Genomic DNA, 17,524 nt, shown 5'->3' on the forward strand with positions numbered 1-17,524 from the left:
TCTCTCAAAAAGGTCCGTTTTGGGCCGAAGGGGTTCCAGTATATACCTGCGACCTGTCGGCGATTCCTGGAACTGTCTTAATACTCTTTGCCGGTGACGCGGCTGCGGTAACTTTCCCAGTCGAAGATGACATACAGGCTGTTACCCAGCTTCATGCGGTCCATGACGCGTTCCCCCAGCAGGCGGGTCATCTCGTCAATATTGTGGTTCGTCAGCATGCCGGTGGGGCGCTTGGACGAGGAGCGGCGATCGACAATCTGGTTGATGATCACTTTTTCATAGCGCGATTCCGTCTGAACGCCAATCTCGTCGATGACCAGCAGGTCGACATTACTCAGATCGTTAAGCAGCTGTTCTTCGCTGGTTTCGCGGTTGCTGAAGGTGTCTTTCATCGCAGACATGATATCGGCCACGGTGATGATAAGAACCGATTTACCGCGCAGAAGCAGCTCGTTGCAGATAGCGGCAGCAAGGTGATTTTTTCCGGTGCCCGGCTTGCCGCTAAAGATGAAGCTGGCGATATTGCCGTCGAATTCATCCACGTACTGCCGTGCGGCGGCCAGCGCGTTCATCTGCCCGGTGGTCTCAATTTTATAGTTATCGAACGAGCAGTTCTGGTGCAGGGGACGGATACCGGAACGGTTAAAGGTGCGCTGCATTTTCATCGCCCGGTTTTCGCGGGCGAGCGCGGCGGCGCGGATCTCACCTTGCTCTTTTTGCCATGCCAGCAGCTCTTCACCGGTGGTGAAAGCGGGCTTCACGTTGGCAGGCATCATTTTTTGCAGACGTTTCATCAGGTCGCCGACGTTCTTCATTTCGCACCTCGGAATCCGCTGGGGATCTGTTTATCCGGTTCTGAAAACGCATTGATATCACGTTTTGGCTGGCCGTTGTTGCCGGCGCGGGTAATCTGGAGATGACGCGCGAGCTTTTGCTGCCACTGAATGTGGGTGAACACTTTCCCTTCTGCCTGCCACCAGGCGGTAAACGCGGCGAGCTCTTCCGCGGTGGCGGGTTGGGTTAACGCAATGCCCCACAGCGCGGCCTGCCGCTGGAAATCCGCATCCGGTTGCCAGCCCGCATAGAGGGCAAATTTGCCCATCGGAACGGTCACGGGAACGTTAACCGGTTCATCAAAGAACTGGCTATCCAGCGTGACATCGCTCGCCGGGCGTGACACTTGTGCTTCGATCTCCAGAAGCTGTGCCAGACGTTCCGGTGTGATTGCGTAAAACGCCGGCGCGTTGTCGGCAAAAACCGCAACCGTGCCGCCTTCGGCGTGAGTCAACACACCGCGTGGGTCGCGCATAAAGGCATCAATGCCAGCAATGCTGGTGGTCAGAAGTCTGGAGGACATAACGCTTACTCTACTGATTACTACGGGCGTGATATGGACTTATGGTAGCACAGAGAGGGGAAAGGAAAGGAGGGGTAAAGTGCGGGCTGATGCCCTCACCCTGACCCTCTCCCACAGGGAGAGGGAACAGAAGGGATTACGCGATGATGTTCAGTGTCACGTCAATGTTGCCGCGGGTCGCGTTAGAGTACGGGCAAACAATGTGCGCCGCATCGACCAGCTTTTTGGCTTCCGCAGGATCCATACCTTCAACGTGGATGTTCAGTTTCGCTTCGATACCAAAACCGGTTGGCAGGGGGCCAATACCCACTTCGCCTTCAATAAAAGCATCTTTAGGTAGGGTAAATTTGTCGCGTGCGGCCACAAACTTCATCGCGCCCAGGAAGCAGGCAGAGTAGCCGGCAGCAAACAGCTGCTCAGGGTTCGTCACTTCTCCCCCCATGCCGCCCATCTCTTTTGGCACGCCCAATTTTACGTCCAGTACGCCATCGGAGGAGGTGGCTCGGCCGTCACGGCCTCCGGTGGCTTTTGCTTTGGCGGTATAAACAACTTTTTCTAAAGACATGGCAGGTTCCTCATCTTGTTTAATGTGCACTATTAAATAGCGTGCGATATATATGGGTAATAATCACGCGTAAAGTATAGCTTTACGCGCGGTGTAGCTGTTGTCGCAAAAGTTCGAGCTGCTGTTTGAGCGCCAGCAGGGTGTCGGTATCACACTGCGCTGCGCAACCCACCGCATGGGGGATACCCAATGCCTGCTGCTGCAGTTCACGTCCCGCTTCACTCAGGGTGACGGCGACCTGGCGTTCATCTTTGCGTGAACGGTGGCGGTTGATGAGCCCGGCGCTTTCCAGACGCTTCAACAGCGGCGTCAGAGTTGCAGAGTCCAGAAACAGCCGTTCACCGATGTCCGACACCGTCATATCATCCTGCTCCCACAGCACCAGCATCACCAGATATTGCGGGTAGGTCAGGTTCAGCGGTGCCAGCAGCTGCCGGTACAGCTTGTTAAGCGCCAGGTTTGCCGAATAGAGGGCAAAGCAGAGCTGGTTATCCAGCTTGAGCGCAGCGGTTGCGTCGTTCGTTTTCGCGTTCATGAAATGAATATAGATAGTGCACGATTTAATTGCAAGCAATTTTATGGGCAAGTATAGCGGAGCGCCACCTGAACGGCCATTTTGCGGTAGTGCTGGCGCTGAGCCTGCTCGTTTGCGCTTTCTTCAAACAACAGCGTAAAGGTGTAGCTGTTGGCAACGTAGTGAAAGCTGAAGCTGCTTATCAGACGATGAAGATCGCGGGCGTCTACCGTCTCACTGAAGAGCTGTTTTTCTTTGCCCCGGCGCAGGATCTCCTCCAGCAGGTCGAGCGCGCTGCGGTTGACCTGGCGGAGATAGCTCGACTGCTGCATAAAGCGGCCGCGCTGCATGTTTTCCATGCAGATAATCCGGATGTAGTCAGGGTGGTCGGCATGATAGTCAAAGGTGGCTTCAACCAGATTGACCAGCGCTTCGACCGGGGGCATTCCCGTCAGGCTTAGCGCTTTTTCACTGGCGCGAATCTGGGTGTAAACATGTTCCAGAACCAGGAGATAGAGGTTCTCTTTATTCTTGAAATGGTAAACCACCATGCGTTTGGTGGTACCCGCTTTCTCTGCGATCTGCTCCATCCGTGCACCGTTCAATCCATACTCGGCAAAAAGCGCGATGGCGCTCTGAAAGATTTTCTCTTTCAGGCTGGATTCTTCACTGTGCTCGGGGTGTTCGCTGCCAGGGTTAGCCACATCCTTTCCTTATTTTCACCAAACGGACCAGAAGAATTATCTCCACGGCAGCGAAATAATACAAATATCAAACGCGTGGGCGTTTGCGGTACAGCCACAGTCCGGGGATCGACAGCCCGATAGAGAGCGCGCCGACGATGGATGACGCCTTAAGGAAGTTGCTCAGGAGGAGGATCATCTGAGGCTCGGTATAACCGAAATGGCTGATTTTCACTGCGGAAATCATCGCCGTATACGCAGATATGCCTGGGAACATCGGGATCACCGCGGCAACGGTGAACACTTTGGGATGCGCCAGATACCAGCGCGACCACTGGATGCCGATACTGCCGACCAGCATGGAAGCGATGAACGTTGACCATTCGATGTTGAAACCCGCCGTCATCATCACCATTCGCGAGCCATGGCCAATCGCACCCAGCAGCGCGCACCACGGCAGCGCGCGTTGCGGTACGTTAAATACCATCGCGAAGCCGACGGCAGGGATGGCGGCCAGAAGCATGTCCTGTGCCAGCGCCAGCAGAAAATCTATCACGCCCATCCGCGTAACCCCCAGAGAGTCATGGCCATGACCACGCCGATGCAGGTCGCCAGCGTCAGCAGGCTGGCGATAGCCCAGCGTGCCAGACCGGTATTGATGTGCCCTTTAAACATGTCGGCGACGGCGTTGATCAGCGGAAAGCCCGGGACCAGCAGAAGCACGCTGGCGGCCATGGCAACGGTTGGGGTGTTGGCAAACTGCGGCAGGCGCAGAAGCAGGCCGGAAACCGTGGTGGCGACAAACGCGGTAATGCAGAAGTTAATTTGCGGGTGCAGCTGCCGGTGCGTGAGCAGCTGGCGAACATACATGGCGATACTGCTGGCAAAAAAGGTGACGAGCGCGCCGTCCCAGCCGCCTTTATTGAGCTTACAAAAGCAGGCACAAGAGAGCCCTACCATTAACACAACGAGCCAGCGCGGATAACGTAATGGCTTGATCTGGTTGAACCGTTTTTCAATTTCATGGAGATCGAGAAGCTTGTGTTCAGCAAGGATGACGATGTGCTGCACTTCGGTCACGACGTGCATGTTAATACCGCGGTCATGGTTTTTGCGGGTGGAGGTCAGGCACTGACCGTCTTTGATCGTGGTCAGCACAATGGCGTTAGATGAGATCGCGCTTTCAACGCTATCCATACCCAGCGCCACCCCCAGCCGGGTTGAAAGCTCCTCAACCAGCGCGCTTTCCGCGCCGTGCTGGAGCAGAAAAAGACCGCACTTTATACATAGCCGCGTGATAGCACGCTGCGTTGACCGATCTGCCTGCATGTATTGTCCTGAAAAAGATGGATAGGTTGCCGGTTAGCCCGTAGTGAGTACTTTTAGCACAAAGTGCAGTCCCTCTTGCTGTGGGCCAGATCAAGGTTTATGCAAACAGTTTCAGCCCGTATCACGAAAGGGGAGTTGGATTAATTTATCAATGCGGTGAATTATAAATATAAAAATATAGAATATTTGTATTTAGTTATTCTAATTTTATATTGTCGTTATTTTAATGGCTCCGCAATTAAATTTATTTGCGCTTTATGAGATATTACCGTTGTTTTAGGCATTTCTTATACTAAGAACATATCTCATCTTCTGCTTGTATTAATCAGTTTTACACTCAGGGACGAAAATACTCATACATTGGTGCGTTTTAACGTTACTCATCAAATGAAGAATGGACACGGAGGGTCTATGTTGTCATTGCATGGTAAGTATGGCGTTGTCATTAGCCGGATGCCCGTGATGCAAAACGGGTTAGGGGGCGTGATGGCACGCCATTTCCCGAATTTTGAATTGACCTATTGTCGCTCATTGCAGGAGTTAACACTGCTCCAGCTACGCCGCGCAGATGTCATTATTGCCGATATTTCAGGTGAATACAGAAATCCTCGGGGAACCCTCGAAGAGTATTACGGTTTATTGAACCAATACCGCGACATTCACTGGATCTTTTTAGTCTCGCGGCCGCTTTACCCTATTGCGGTTGAGTTGCTTATGCGCCCGGAAAGCACGTTGCTGTCTGATATGGAGCCCATTGAAGGCGTGGTTAACGCGATTCGGGCAGGTAGCGAGCGGGCAGAGCGGATAAGCCAGACGTTATTAACCCCGGAGCCTCAAAGTACGGAGGATGAAGACGAACACGTTATCGCACTCACGCACTCCGAACGCAAGGTACTGCGTCTGTTAGGTAAAGGATGGGGGATTAACCAAATCGCCACATTGCTGAAGAAGAGCAATAAAACCATCAGTGCGCAGAAAAACAGTGCGATGCGGCGGCTATCTTTACGTAGTAATGCCGATATGTACGCCTGGATCAACAGTACGCAGGGAATGAGAGAGCTGAATTTGATGTCAGCCTATGGAGAGTTTGAGGAATGGAAAAAACCGATTCAACACGACATATCGCCATCGTCGAAAATTGCACGATGAGTGCTGTTGGGCTACAGCATTTATTTGCGATGCCCGGCCTGAATCACTATCAGCTGCATCTGTTCAGCGAATTTGACAGCTTCAAGAAAGCACTTCAGCACGTCAATTTTTTCTCGCTGATCTATTCACTTTCCGATGCACGAGAGGAGCGCCGTAACTGCCTGGCGCACCTGCGGGAACTCGCGTTTACGCATGGTCATATCCAGCGCATTATCCTGGTCGCTGATGAGACGGAAGCACGGTTAGTTAGCCATCTTTCACCGTCACGCCTTCACGGTGTGGTCAGTAAATCGCTGACGCTTGAGCACCTGCAGCAGGAACTTATGGTGTTGTTGAGTGAAACGCTGCGCATCAATGACAATATGATGAATCACTGGTACCGGAGCCAAAACAGAATGTTAAGCCCAACGGAACGGGCAATACTGCGTTATATGTCTTGCGGCTATTCTATTCCTCAAATTGCGGCACAGCTTGAACGCAATATTAAGACCATTCGGGCGCATAAGTTTAATGCGATGGTGAAGCTGGGGGTGAGCTCTCACGTCGGGTTGCTCGATGCGGCGGATATTATTACTCACCTTCCGGCAAGAGAACCGCGAAGTTCGGCACTCAGCAAGCCGACCTTTTTATAGCCAGCCCGCTGCGCGCCAGACAGGCTCTGGCGCATCAATCAGATGCAAACGTCAACCCACTTTGCGGAAGTCAGCTCTGCCATTCTGTCAGGTGAAATACGCACGGCACTATGAATTGCGCCTGCGGCGGGCAGGACTTCGGCGTACTGCTTTAATGAGATATCGCAGTAAACCGCGAGCGGATTTTCCAGCCCGAACGGGCACACGCCGCCAACGGGATGACCGGTGATGGTCACCACTTCATCACTGCTGAGCATGCGCGCTTTCGCACCAAACGTGTCTTTCAGCTTTTTGTTATCCAGGCGCGCATCGCCTTTCGCCACCACCAGAATCACCTCATTTTTCACCTTGAGTGACAAGGTCTTGGCGATTTGTCCCGGTTCAACACGATGGGCGGCAGCAGCCAACGCAACGGTAGCGGTACTCTGGCTAAGTTCAATTACGTCTATATCCGGCGCGTTGTCGGCAAAAAACTGCTGTACAGACTGCAAACTCATTGTTTCCTCCTGACAAATATCCTGCGTAATCTGTCATAAGAATTTATGCTCTGTAAATATCTCTTAAGTAACAAATATCCCGAACGGCTGATTTCTGGATCCTCTTCACATTCACAGAAACCGGTTACAGTAACCGGTTGCAGAGCGTGATGCGTCGATTAATACTGAGTACGTAACGTCCCCTGTATCCAATAATAAGAGCCAAATATGAAACCATTTCGTCTGAGCAGTACCACTGGTACACAAGCCAGCAAGGTTGTGAAGCTGATTTATGGAACAACGTGCGGCGCGAAAGTGCCCGTAATAAACGTCTGACAGGAGATCTGCCATGTCTGCCAACCATGCTGCGTTTAACCTGATATTCCGTTTCGTTGAAAATTACGTGAGCCCGATTGCCGGGCGGATCTCTTCCCAGCGTCATGTCATGGCTATTCGTGATGGGTTTATCTCCGCGATGCCATTTATGATTGTGGGTTCATTTTTGTTAGTGTTCGCTTACCCACCTTTTTCGCCTGATACCACGTGGGGTTTCGCCCGCGCCTGGCTGGATATGGCGAAGCAGTTTGAAGGCCAAATCCTGACGCCGTTTGATATGACGATGGGCATTATGTCCATTTATATCTGTGCGGCCATTGCCTATAACCTTGGCAAACACTATGTCAAATCGCACCAGTTAGACCCGTTCATGTGCGCCATGCTGTCGCTGATGGCGTTTCTGCTGGTCGCGGCACCGAAAACCAAAGGCACGCTTCCTGTCGACAGTCTGGGGGGAACGGGGATTTTTACCGCGATTCTGGTGGCGATTTACTGCGTTGAGATGATGCGTTTCCTCAAGGCGCATAACATCGGTATTCGCCTGCCAGACCAGGTTCCTCCGATGATCAAAAACTCTTTTGATCTGCTGATCCCGGTGCTGGTGGTGGTGTTAACGCTCTATCCTCTGAGCCTGGTCATTCAGTCTCAGTTTGGCATGCTGATCCCGCAGGCCATTATGTCGGTCTTTAAACCGCTGGTTTCCGCGGCGGATTCACTGCCTGCGATCCTGCTGGCGGTGTTGATTGGTCATCTGCTGTGGTTTGCCGGGATCCACGGCGCCGCCATCGTCTCCGGGATGTTGCAGATGTTCTGGCTGACTAACCTGGGCGCTAACCAGACCGCGCTGGCCGCCAGCCAGCCTCTGCCGCATATCTTCATGGAGGCGTTCTGGACGTTCTTTATCGTGATTGGCGGGTCGGGAGCCACGATGGGGCTGGTGATTTGCTATCTGCGTAGCCGTTCAGCGCATTTACGCTCTATCGGGCGTTTGAGCGTGGTGCCCAGCTTCTTTAACATCAACGAACCTGTCATTTTCGGTACACCAATCGTGATGAACCCGGTGTTCTTTATTCCGTTCCTGCTGGCACCGATGGTTAACGCCGTGCTGGCGTGGGCGGCGATGACGTTTGATTTGATTGGGCGCGTCATCTCGGTCGTTCCCTGGACGGCACCGGCGCCGATAGGCGCAGCGTGGGCTCTGGGCTGGGACTTCCGCGCCGCGATTCTGGTTGTGGTTCTGGCCTGCGTATCGGCGATCATCTACTTCCCGTTCTTCAAAGTGTATGAGAAGCAGCTGCTGGAGCAGGAAGCGGAAGAAGCGCAGCGTAATGCTGAAGAGGACAATCAGCAGGTGGCTTAGGTAAAAGCAAAACGGCAACGCAGGTTGCCGTTTTTAGTGTTTGTTCCCTCTCCCCGTGGGCTGAGGAATCCCCATAAAATAATGCCTGCACGGACGACCCCCTCTCCCTTGAGGGAGAGGGCTGGGGTGAGGGGGAACATACGGCTGTGGTGGTCATTCCGTTCACTTTATGTTTCTTGCTACTCTGTAAGGACATGACCGGTGAACGTGCCATGGCGGCTCAATCGCCGCCGCCCTGGCGACCCGGGCTCCCGGCGGTAAATCGCCGCTTCGCGGTACCCTCAGCTTATTCCTTCAGGCTATCGGGTCGGGCATGAGCCTGCATCCCTGCAGGCCACGCCCTCTCGGCGCATCCCTGCGCCTCGCCCCGGCCTTACGGAAACGCTTCGGCGATTTACAGCCGGACCAGGGCGTCGCTGTAAGTTATTAATTTTTTTGAAGCAACGTTCATCGCTTCAGGTAAAAAATTACTGGGGATTCCTCAGTCCTATGGGAGAGGGTCAGGGCGAGGGCATCAGGCCGGGCAATTCACTGCTCTACTTCAGCGTGCAATCCCCGCATTGCTTAACGTCCGGCAGGCGATAGCGCTGGCAGCAGGTGCGACGAACCAGAAGTCCATCACGGAGCACGACGGTTCGGAACAACGGGTTGTCACGGCCATCGGAAAGCTGTTTTGCAAAGAAACAGGACTGACGCAGGGCGTCAACGTTCTCATCACCGAGAAGCGGCTTCATTTCCGTTAAATACCAGTGGATTAAATAGCCCGTATTGCTCCAGATAAGCTTCCCGTTAATCTCTCCTGTCGCTTCAAGCGCTTCCACCACCGGGATCAGGGCCTGAGTGACCAGCTGTTCCATACGCTCCTGAGCCGTCAGGCGTTCCGCATTCTGGTCTTCATGTAGATCAATCCAGAAGCAGGCTGCACGCCCGGTTTCGTGAAACTCGACGTGGAAATTATCCGGCGAGAGTTCCAGCATGCTCTTCTGCGTTAACAGCGCCAGCATGAGGGGAGGCACCATCAGCCCGATATACCACTGTGCCCAGAGTGAGAGCAGGGGTTTATTTTCCCGCGTAAGGGTGGGCTGATTGCGATAGATATGGTCGGAATAGGTGGCCAGCAGCGATTGCAGTTTTGCCGGTTGGCACCACTCTGAGAGCGTCATGGCGTGGTTCGGGGGGGCTTCATCAAGCCGGATAAAGTCCAGCAGGTGGGCGCGCGTTTCCGCAATCTTATCCCGTATGGCATCCGCAAGCGAAGCATTCCCGCTGGTGAGGGGCGCTCGCCAGAGGAGGGGTTCGACGATGTGTGCGGTATGCGTGGCCATAGTATAGATAGAAATCTAAATGATAATGATTGCCAATCCTAACTATTGCTCATACCAATGGCAAGACTTTTGTCCTGGTGACATCGCCGTGATGTTTACGCCGTCTGAATCTCTTCACTCAACAGAATGTTGTTGCGCCCCATATGCTTTGCTTCGTAGAGGGCTTTGTCCGCTTTTTCCAGCGCGCCTTCCACGTCTTCATCCTCGAAAATGGCAATACCAATGCTGATGGTGACGTTTGTCGCGACGCTTTCGTTAAACAGATGCGGAATTTTCAAATCGTAAACTTTCTGACGGATCCGCTCGGCCGTCTGACGAGCATGTTCGAGTGAGATGTTGGTCAGCAGCACCATAAACTCTTCCCCACCAAAACGCGCCACAATATCGCGAGAACGCACGGCATCGCGGATTGCCGCAGAGACGCGCTTCAGCGCCTGGTCGCCCATCATATGGCCGTAATGGTCGTTATAGGCTTTGAAGTGGTCGATATCCATCAGCAGGACAAAGTGCTCACCATTCTCTACCGTGGGCAAATTCTCCAGACGGCTTTGCAGACCGCGACGATTATAGAGCCCGGTAAGCGGGTCCATCATGCTGAGATCGGTAAGGGTTTCCCGTTCCTCCAGAAGGCGAGAAAGGAGCTCCTGAGCAAAACGGTCGTTGCGTCTTTGCAAAATGTTATGAATAGCAATTGCCACCACAGGAAGTGCGAAAGAATAGGTCATTCGCAGCCATATATCGTGATCGCTTAACCACAGGCAGACAATAAAGGTGGGCAGTGAATGCAGCGTAAAGGCTTTGATATTACTGGCGAACGCCAGCGTGCCGATAAAAAGCACCGTTAAAAGGGCGATTAACAAATACGTCGCATGATCGTGGGTAATTAAGGCGAATTTGGAGACAATTTGCCAGGCCCACAAAATACCGAAGATCCCTGAAACGACAGGAATATTTATCTTCCGCGCGCGCTTTCTCCAGTGCCAGACGAACAGGCCGGTACTGATGGAGAATATAGCAATCAGAGGGGCGGAAAACAGTCGTACAGAATTGAGCGGGTTTGTTACCGAGAACACTGCCGATGTTGCGTTCAGAAATAAAAATAAACGTAACGATAATTGATATTTTCTGTGAACCAAAGACCGCCAGGATTGTGATGTCATAGTCGTGTATTTTTATTAAAATTTAATTAAAACAAATAAATAGATGTCGTTTCGCAATTAAATATGCAAAAAGCTCAAAGAGTAATTATCAGAAAATCTTTAGACGTTGTTAACAGGTGCGCAATTTATCACCTTAGGCAATTCCTGTCATTACGGGAAAGGTAAAGGTCGATGGATTTTGATTCATTCAGCTGACAAATGATAATTCCTGTCATATGATATTGGTTATCATTATCGTTGTGAGAGGGCAGATCATGTTGAACAGGGCGCTGGGAAGTTGTTGGGGGGTATTGCTACCGGGAGCCATTCTCGGCGGTTTGACGTTTGCCGATCTCTCTCTCGATACCTGGAAAGCCATCATTGTGTCAGGACTGTTAGTCACGTCAGGCATGATCTGGCATAAGCAACTACGTCACTTTGTTTTACTGCCATCCTGCGTAGCACTGGTCAGTGGAATTCTGGTGATACTGATGAGTTTGAAATAACAGGGAAAAGAAGATATTCAGAGGGGTTGTAAGATAATTGGTGCGAGGGGGGGGACTCGAACCCCCACATCCTAAGGACACTAACACCTGAAGCTAGCGCGTCTACCAATTCCGCCACCTTCGCACAGTCATCTTACTATTTACATCATTACTATGTTGATATCGCCTCGTTGGTGCGAGGGGGGGGACTCGAACCCCCACATCCGTAAGGACACTAACACCTGAAGCTAGCGCGTCTACCAATTCCGCCACCTTCGCCCAGTGCGAGCAATATCATCGTGATTTATGGTGCGAGGGGGGGGACTCGAACCCCCACATCCGTAAGGACACTAACACCTGAAGCTAGCGCGTCTACCAATTCCGCCACCTTCGCATACCATCGATACTGTAAAAGTATCGTAACCACGGAGGCGCATTCTAGATGTTTTCAGCTTTACGTCAACTGAAAAGTGCGCACCTTTTATTGATTGCTGCAAAAATGGCCGGAACTGAGACGCCTGCTTGCCGGATAGTGATTGCGCTTATCCGGCCTGCAGGAGTGAGATTACTTTTTGGCCTGGCGCGTCATCACGGTACGATAGACCTTAAAGCGGCCGGTCTGGGCGATCACTTCGTGGAAGCCAAAGGTTTCGTCCAGCACTTTCGGGTACGCCAGGAAGGCGTTCGCAACGATACGCAGCTCGCCGCCGCTGTTAAGGTGACGGGTTGCGCCACGGATCAGCGTTTGTGCCGCTTCAAGGCTGGTTTCCATACCGTCGTGGAACGGCGGGTTAGAGATGATCATGTCGAAGCGACCGGTGACGTCAGAGAAGACGTTGCTGGCAATCACCTCGCCTTCAATGCCGTTTGCGGCAAGCGTTGCGCGGCTGGCTTCAACCGCCGGGGCGCTCACGTCACACAGGGTTAAGCGCACCTTTGGCGAATGGCTGGCGAGCACGGTAGAGAGCACGCCCGCGCCGCAGCCTACGTCCAGCACTTTGCCTTTGGTGTGCGGCGTCAGAGTGGAGAGCAGCAGCTTGCTGCCCGTATCCAGCGCGTCACGGCTGAACACGCCCGGCAGGGTTTTGATGGTCAGGCCGTCAAGCTGGTATTCATCCCAGTAAGCCTGCGCATCAAACGTTGTCTGTTTTTCCAGTCGTCCGTGGTACAGACCACAGCGGCGAGCGCTGTCGACTTTATTCAGCGGCGCGTAGTCTTCCAGCATCTGTTCAGCGCTACGCACGCCGCTGCGGTTCTCTCCTACCACGAAAATATCGCAGCCGACCGGAAGCAGGGAGAGCAGGTTCATCAGCTGGAACTGGGCTTCCGGTTTATTCTTCGGCCAGTAGTAAATCAGCGTATCGCAGTCGGCGATATCGCTCTGCTCCGCCACCAGGCTAAAGCGCGCGCGCTCGCCCATCTGACGGCTCAGCACCTGCCAGTGGTGGTAATATTGGGTGTGGGCACGGCTTTCAGCACAGTCGAAACGCGCGGGCAGGTCATCCTGCATATCTCCGGCAAACAGAATACGGCTTTCTTCGAAATCATCACTGTGACGCAGCAAGACTTCACTTGCCGGGGTAAATGCAGACATGAATTGTTCCTCAATAAACTCAGGCGGGGATTATAGTAGGTAGATGGCGCACTTTCGACACATTTGCTATATTTGCGCGCCTGAGAGACAGGAGTTTTCCCTATGACATCCCGACGAGACTGGCAGTTGCAGCAGCTGGGCATTACCCAGTGGGCTTTGCGTCGCCCGACGGCGTTGCAGGGCGAAATCGCCATCTCCATCCCGGCGCACGTTCGCCTGGTGATGGTGGCGGAAGAACTGCCTGCCCTGAATGAACCCCTGATCGATGATGTCCTTCGCAGCCTGAAGCTGACGGCCGACCAGGTTTTACCGCTGACGCCAGAGCGTGTCGCGATGCTGCCTCCTGATAGCCGCTGTAACAGCTGGCGTATCGGAGAGACAAATGAGATCTCCCTCCAGGGGAGCCAGATCTGCTCGCCAGCGCTGGACGAACTGAAAGCCAACCCAAAAGCGCGCAGCGCGCTATGGCAACAAATCTGCGAATATGAACACGATTTCTTCCCTCACGACGCCTGACCTGACCACAGCGTTTGCGATTGAAACACGCGCCCACGCGTTTCCGTGGAGCGAAAAAACCTTCGCCAGCAATCAGGGCGAACGGTATCTGAACTACCGCCTGGACGTTGACGGCACCATGGCCGCTTTCGCGATCACGCAGGTTGTTCTTGATGAGGCGACGCTGTTTAATATCGCGGTTGATCCCGCGTTTCAGCGCCGTGGGCTGGGAAGAGAACTGCTTGAGCACCTCATCCGTGAGCTCGAAACCCGTGACGTTTTCACCCTGTGGCTGGAGGTGCGCGCGTCGAATGTCGCCGCCATCGCGCTCTATGAAAGCTTAGGCTTTAACGAGGCGACAATCCGCCGTAACTACTACCCCACCGCAGAGGGACGTGAAGACGCCATCATAATGGCTCTGCCGATTGGATAATAAAAAATAAGGTTGTAACGATGAAATGGGACTGGATTTTCTTTGATGCCGACGAAACGCTGTTTACGTTCGACTCGTTCGGCGGCCTGCAGCGGATGTTTCTCGACTATAGCGTAACCTTCACCGCTGAAGATTTTCAGGACTATCAGGCGGTCAACAAACCGCTGTGGGTGGATTACCAGAACGGTGCCATCACCGCGTTACAGCTTCAGCACCAGCGCTTTGACGTCTGGGCGGAACGTTTAAAGGTCAGTCCGGGGACGCTGAACGAGGCGTTTCTGAACGCGATGGCGGATATCTGCGCGCCACTGCCGGGCGCGGTTTCCCTGCTGAACGCGTTGAAAGGCAAGGTGAAACTGGGGATCATCACCAACGGCTTTACCGCCCTGCAGCAGATCCGCCTCGAGCGCACCGGCCTGCGCGATCATTTCGACGCGCTGGTGATCTCGGAAGAGGTGGGTGTACCTAAACCGGATCCGCGAATTTTCGATTATGCGCTGGCGCAGGCCGGTAATCCCGACCGCGATCGCGTCCTGATGGTGGGGGATACGGCAGAGTCAGATATTCTGGGCGGCATGAAGGCCGGTTTGTCGACCGTCTGGCTCAACGCGCATGGCCGCGTTAAGCCTGAAGGCATCGAGCCGACCTGGACCGTGACGTCGTTGAACGAACTGGAGCAACTCCTGTGTAAACAATGATTGCCTGCCCCCCGTTGATGGGTAAAATAGCCGCAATTTTGTATTCCATGATGCGTGGCGTGCTGCCGCGCTTATAAAAGAAGATTTAATTATGACGTTGTCTCCTTATCTGCAAGAGGTGGCCAAGCGCCGCACTTTTGCCATTATCTCGCACCCGGATGCCGGTAAAACGACCATCACTGAGAAGGTGTTGCTGTTCGGACAGGCGATCCAGACTGCGGGTACCGTTAAAGGCCGTGGCTCCAGCCAGCATGCAAAATCTGACTGGATGGAGATGGAAAAGCAGCGTGGTATTTCGATTACCACCTCCGTGATGCAGTTCCCGTATCACGACTGCCTGGTGAACCTGCTGGACACCCCGGGTCACGAAGACTTCTCCGAAGATACCTACCGTACCCTGACGGCGGTGGACTGCTGTCTGATGGTGATCGACGCCGCGAAAGGTGTAGAAGACCGTACCCGTAAGCTGATGGAAGTCACCCGTCTGCGCGATACGCCGATCCTCACCTTTATGAACAAACTCGACCGTGACATCCGCGATCCGATGGAAGTGATGGATGAAGTGGAAAACGAGCTGAAGATCGCCTGTGCGCCAATCACCTGGCCAATCGGCTGCGGTAAGCTGTTCAAAGGGGTTTATCACCTCTATAAAGACGAAACTTACCTGTATCAGACCGGTAAAGGCCACACCATTCAGGAAGTGCGCATCGTGAAAGGTCTGGACAACCCGGATCTGGACGCGGCGGTTGGCGAAGAGCTGGCCGCGCAGCTGCGCGACGAGCTGGAGCTGGTGAAGGGCGCGTCTCACGAGTTCGACAAAGAGCTGTTCCTGAGCGGTGAAATCACTCCGGTCTTCTTCGGTACCGCACTGGGTAACTTCGGCGTTGACCACATGCTGGACGGTCTGGTGGAGTGGGCGCCGCGTCCGATGCCGCGTAAAACCGATACCCGTGAAGTGGAAGCGCAGGAAGAGAAATTCACCGGCTTCGTGTTCAAAATTCAGGCCAACATGGACCCGAAACACCGCGACCGCGTGGCCTTTATGCGCGTGGTGTCCGGTAAGTATGAAAAGGGCATGAAGCTGCGCCAGGTGCGTACCGGGAAAGATGTGGTGATCTCCGACGCCCTGACCTTTATGGCGGGTGACCGTTCGCACGTTGAAGAAGCCTATCCGGGTGACATCATCGGTCTGCACAACCATGGCACTATTCAGATCGGCGATACCTTCACCCAGGGCGAAATGATGAAGTTCACCGGCATTCCGAACTTTGCGCCGGAGCTGTTCCGTCGTATCCGTCTGCGCGATCCGCTGAAGCAGAAACAGCTGCTGAAAGGCCTGGTGCAGCTCTCCGAGGAGGGCGCCGTGCAGGTCTTCCGCCCAATCGCGAACAACGATCTGATCGTTGGCGCGGTCGGCGTGCTGCAGTTTGACGTGGTTGTCGCGCGTCTGAAGAGCGAATACAACGTGGAAGCGATTTACGAGTCGGTGAACGTCGCGACCGCGCGCTGGGTTGAGTGTTCTGACGTGAAGAAATTCGAAGAGTTTAAGCGTAAGAATGAAGTTCAGCTGGCGCTGGATGGTGGCGATAACCTGACCTATATCGCGCCAACCATGGTGAACCTGAACCTGACGCAGGAACGTTATCCCGACGTTCAGTTCCGTAAAACCCGCGAGCACTAATCCCCTCTCAGAGCACGGCTGCCGCCGTGCTCTTCTTTAATTCCTGTCTTATTAATCCCTTGCGGAATGTTCTTAATTCAACGCAATTTCACGCTATTCGCGCGTTTTTTACCCAATTCTGAAAGCGGCTCTGTGAGAGTGATCTATATTTAACTCAGTGTTTAACACCGGGCGTGGATAAATTAACTGTTCAATGCATGACTTTAGGTTATCCATTTTGCCCGTGTGTTTATTCGCAATATATATCACTACTAAGGAAGTGCGTAGCCCGAATAACGGGTCAACACAGGAATAGATCGATGAATATGACAAGACTGAAGATTTCTAAAACTCTGCTGGCTGTAACCCTGGGTAGCGTTCTGGTGAGCGGCTCCGCCCTCGCGGAAAGCAGCACCATGGATAAAGCACAATCCACGGCCGATAGCGCAGGGCAAAAAATCGATAGCTCTATGAATAAAGTCGGCAACTTCATGGATGACAGCTCAATCACAGCAAAAGTGAAAGCCGCACTGGTGGATGATGAAGCCATTAAGAGCACCGATATTTCCGTTAAGACCGACAAGAAAGTGGTCACGCTGAGCGGCTTTGTTGAAAGCCAGGCTCAGGCAGAACAGGCGGTGAAAGTGGCGAAAGGCGTCGAAGGTGTTGCCTCCGTCAGCGATAAACTGCACGTCCGTGACGGCAAAAACGCGTCGGTGAAAGGTTACGCCGGTGATGCCGCCACCACCAGTGAAATCAAAGCTAAACTTTTAGCAGATGACATCGTGCCGTCCCGTAAGGTGAAAGTAGAAACCACCGATGGTGTGGTTCAGCTTTCCGGTACGGTAGATTCGCAGGCGCAAAGTGAACGTGCCGAGTCCATTGCGAAAGCGATTGATGGTGTGAAAAGCGTTAAAAACGATCTGAAAACGAAGTAAATCTGGACCATTCGCCCGCCTGGCTAACACCTGCGGGCGATATAAGAACGACTCTGGAAAAACGCCGGTGAGTGACCTGAGCGCTCACGTTTAGCGGCCGACATTAACTATGGTAAAGGAGAAGCTTATGTTTCGTTGGGGCATTATATTTCTGGTTATCGCGTTAATTGCCGCCGCATTGGGCTTTGGTGGACTGGCAGGTACAGCGGCATGGGCAGCTAAAATTGTCTTCGTTGTGGGTATTATTCTGTTCCTGGTCAGCCTGTTTACGGGTCGTAGACGTCCGTAGCAAACGCAATATTCCTTCAACAAAAAAAAGCCAGTCGCAGTGACTGGCTTTTTCTTATTTGCGTAAC

At 53.2% G+C, this 17,524-nt stretch carries 21 protein-coding genes and 3 tRNA genes; 10 read left to right on the forward strand and 14 right to left on the reverse strand.

What is annotated here, in order from left to right:
- Positions 1–77: 77 nt before the first annotated feature.
- From dnaC to ACDO57_RS14830, 7 genes are all read right to left on the reverse strand, one after another.
- Positions 78–815 (reverse strand): DNA replication protein DnaC, encoded by a 738-nt coding sequence (gene dnaC / locus ACDO57_RS14800; protein ID WP_032643964.1) that lies wholly within the window; start codon positions 813–815, stop codon positions 78–80.
- Entirely contained in the window at positions 812–1,357 is a 546-nt protein-coding gene (gene dnaT, locus ACDO57_RS14805; protein WP_024908281.1) for a primosomal protein DnaT, read from the reverse strand. The genes dnaC and dnaT overlap by 4 nt, the downstream gene beginning before the upstream one ends.
- Before the next feature lie 136 nt (positions 1,358–1,493).
- The gene (locus ACDO57_RS14810) at positions 1,494–1,922 is read right to left on the reverse strand and encodes an organic hydroperoxide resistance protein (protein WP_023310299.1); all 429 of its coding nucleotides are present in this window, start codon (positions 1,920–1,922) and stop codon (positions 1,494–1,496) included.
- Between the two features lie 82 nt (positions 1,923–2,004).
- Entirely contained in the window at positions 2,005–2,457 is a 453-nt protein-coding gene (locus ACDO57_RS14815) for a MarR family winged helix-turn-helix transcriptional regulator (RefSeq protein WP_023293337.1), read from the reverse strand.
- Between the two features lie 41 nt (positions 2,458–2,498).
- Positions 2,499–3,140, reverse strand: a complete 642-nt coding sequence (locus ACDO57_RS14820) for a TetR family transcriptional regulator (RefSeq protein ID WP_061716003.1) — start codon at positions 3,138–3,140, stop codon at positions 2,499–2,501.
- A 67-nt stretch (positions 3,141–3,207) separates the two neighbouring features.
- The gene (locus ACDO57_RS14825; RefSeq protein ID WP_024908279.1) at positions 3,208–3,681 is read right to left on the reverse strand and encodes a threonine/serine exporter; all 474 of its coding nucleotides are present in this window, start codon (positions 3,679–3,681) and stop codon (positions 3,208–3,210) included.
- Complete coding sequence (locus tag ACDO57_RS14830; RefSeq protein ID WP_024908278.1) at positions 3,672–4,448, reverse strand: threonine/serine exporter ThrE family protein; 777 nt, start codon at positions 4,446–4,448, stop codon at positions 3,672–3,674. The genes ACDO57_RS14825 and ACDO57_RS14830 overlap by 10 nt, the downstream gene beginning before the upstream one ends.
- Positions 4,449–4,859: 411 nt before the next feature.
- Here ACDO57_RS14830 and ACDO57_RS14835 point away from each other — a divergent pair, with 411 nt between their 5' ends.
- Complete coding sequence (locus ACDO57_RS14835) at positions 4,860–5,597, forward strand: LuxR C-terminal-related transcriptional regulator (RefSeq protein ID WP_048991753.1); 738 nt, start codon at positions 4,860–4,862, stop codon at positions 5,595–5,597.
- Complete coding sequence (bglJ, locus tag ACDO57_RS14840; protein WP_370884259.1) at positions 5,594–6,229, forward strand: DNA-binding transcriptional activator BglJ; 636 nt, start codon at positions 5,594–5,596, stop codon at positions 6,227–6,229. Before ACDO57_RS14835 ends, bglJ begins: the two co-directional genes overlap by 4 nt.
- Before the next feature lie 38 nt (positions 6,230–6,267).
- Here the strand turns inward: bglJ and ACDO57_RS14845 are convergent, their stop codons facing one another.
- Positions 6,268–6,726 carry a YbaK/EbsC family protein gene (locus ACDO57_RS14845; protein ID WP_008502085.1) on the reverse strand — a complete coding sequence of 153 codons (459 nt, stop codon included), beginning with the start codon at positions 6,724–6,726 and terminating at the stop codon, positions 6,268–6,270.
- Positions 6,727–7,054: 328 nt separating this feature from the next.
- Here ACDO57_RS14845 and ACDO57_RS14850 point away from each other — a divergent pair, with 328 nt between their 5' ends.
- The gene (locus ACDO57_RS14850) at positions 7,055–8,401 is read left to right on the forward strand and encodes a PTS sugar transporter subunit IIC (RefSeq protein WP_024908275.1); all 1,347 of its coding nucleotides are present in this window, start codon (positions 7,055–7,057) and stop codon (positions 8,399–8,401) included.
- 536 nt (positions 8,402–8,937) lie between these two features.
- On the opposite strand, the gene fhuF is transcribed toward ACDO57_RS14850, so the two are convergent.
- Together fhuF and ACDO57_RS14860 are read right to left on the reverse strand one after the other, a co-directional pair.
- The gene (fhuF, locus tag ACDO57_RS14855) at positions 8,938–9,726 is read right to left on the reverse strand and encodes a siderophore-iron reductase FhuF (protein ID WP_370884204.1); all 789 of its coding nucleotides are present in this window, start codon (positions 9,724–9,726) and stop codon (positions 8,938–8,940) included.
- A 95-nt stretch (positions 9,727–9,821) separates the two neighbouring features.
- On the reverse strand, positions 9,822–10,886 hold the full coding sequence (locus ACDO57_RS14860; RefSeq protein WP_032649902.1) for a GGDEF domain-containing protein: 1,065 nt from the start codon (positions 10,884–10,886) through the stop codon (positions 9,822–9,824).
- Positions 10,887–11,101: 215 nt separating this feature from the next.
- Between ACDO57_RS14860 and ACDO57_RS14865 the strand changes: the two genes are divergently transcribed.
- Positions 11,102–11,371 (forward strand): DUF1435 domain-containing protein, encoded by a 270-nt coding sequence (locus tag ACDO57_RS14865; RefSeq protein WP_032649899.1) that lies wholly within the window; start codon positions 11,102–11,104, stop codon positions 11,369–11,371.
- A gap of 38 nt (positions 11,372–11,409) precedes the next feature.
- Here ACDO57_RS14865 and ACDO57_RS14870 read toward each other — a convergent pair.
- From ACDO57_RS14870 to rsmC, 4 genes are all read right to left on the reverse strand, one after another.
- Positions 11,410–11,495, reverse strand: a tRNA-Leu gene (locus ACDO57_RS14870).
- A 47-nt stretch (positions 11,496–11,542) separates the two neighbouring features.
- Positions 11,543–11,629, reverse strand: a tRNA-Leu gene (locus ACDO57_RS14875).
- Between the two features lie 28 nt (positions 11,630–11,657).
- Positions 11,658–11,744 (reverse strand) — tRNA-Leu (locus ACDO57_RS14880).
- Positions 11,745–11,915: 171 nt separating this feature from the next.
- Complete coding sequence (gene rsmC, locus ACDO57_RS14885; RefSeq protein WP_024908271.1) at positions 11,916–12,944, reverse strand: 16S rRNA (guanine(1207)-N(2))-methyltransferase RsmC; 1,029 nt, start codon at positions 12,942–12,944, stop codon at positions 11,916–11,918.
- A gap of 102 nt (positions 12,945–13,046) precedes the next feature.
- Between rsmC and ACDO57_RS14890 the strand changes: the two genes are divergently transcribed.
- From ACDO57_RS14890 to ACDO57_RS14915, 6 genes are all read left to right on the forward strand, one after another.
- A complete protein-coding gene (locus tag ACDO57_RS14890) occupies positions 13,047–13,460 on the forward strand; it encodes a DNA polymerase III subunit psi (RefSeq protein ID WP_061715999.1) in 414 nt (137 codons plus the stop codon).
- Positions 13,429–13,872, forward strand: a complete 444-nt coding sequence (gene rimI / locus ACDO57_RS14895; RefSeq protein WP_023334424.1) for a ribosomal protein S18-alanine N-acetyltransferase — start codon at positions 13,429–13,431, stop codon at positions 13,870–13,872. Before ACDO57_RS14890 ends, rimI begins: the two co-directional genes overlap by 32 nt.
- A 20-nt stretch (positions 13,873–13,892) precedes the next feature.
- Positions 13,893–14,570: a pyrimidine 5'-nucleotidase gene (gene yjjG, locus ACDO57_RS14900; protein ID WP_008502077.1), complete on the forward strand. Its 678-nt coding sequence runs from the start codon at positions 13,893–13,895 to the stop codon at positions 14,568–14,570.
- Positions 14,571–14,661: 91 nt separating this feature from the next.
- Complete coding sequence (gene prfC / locus ACDO57_RS14905) at positions 14,662–16,251, forward strand: peptide chain release factor 3 (protein WP_024908269.1); 1,590 nt, start codon at positions 14,662–14,664, stop codon at positions 16,249–16,251.
- 299 nt (positions 16,252–16,550) lie between these two features.
- Positions 16,551–17,168: a molecular chaperone OsmY gene (gene osmY / locus ACDO57_RS14910; RefSeq protein ID WP_008502075.1), complete on the forward strand. Its 618-nt coding sequence runs from the start codon at positions 16,551–16,553 to the stop codon at positions 17,166–17,168.
- Positions 17,169–17,295: 127 nt separating this feature from the next.
- Positions 17,296–17,457: a DUF1328 domain-containing protein gene (locus ACDO57_RS14915; protein ID WP_003856556.1), complete on the forward strand. Its 162-nt coding sequence runs from the start codon at positions 17,296–17,298 to the stop codon at positions 17,455–17,457.
- The last annotated feature ends 67 nt before the right edge of the window (positions 17,458–17,524 follow it).

Source organism: Enterobacter cloacae complex sp. 2015409 (assembly GCF_041365315.1).
GTDB classification, from domain to species: domain Bacteria; phylum Pseudomonadota; class Gammaproteobacteria; order Enterobacterales; family Enterobacteriaceae; genus Enterobacter; species Enterobacter pseudoroggenkampii.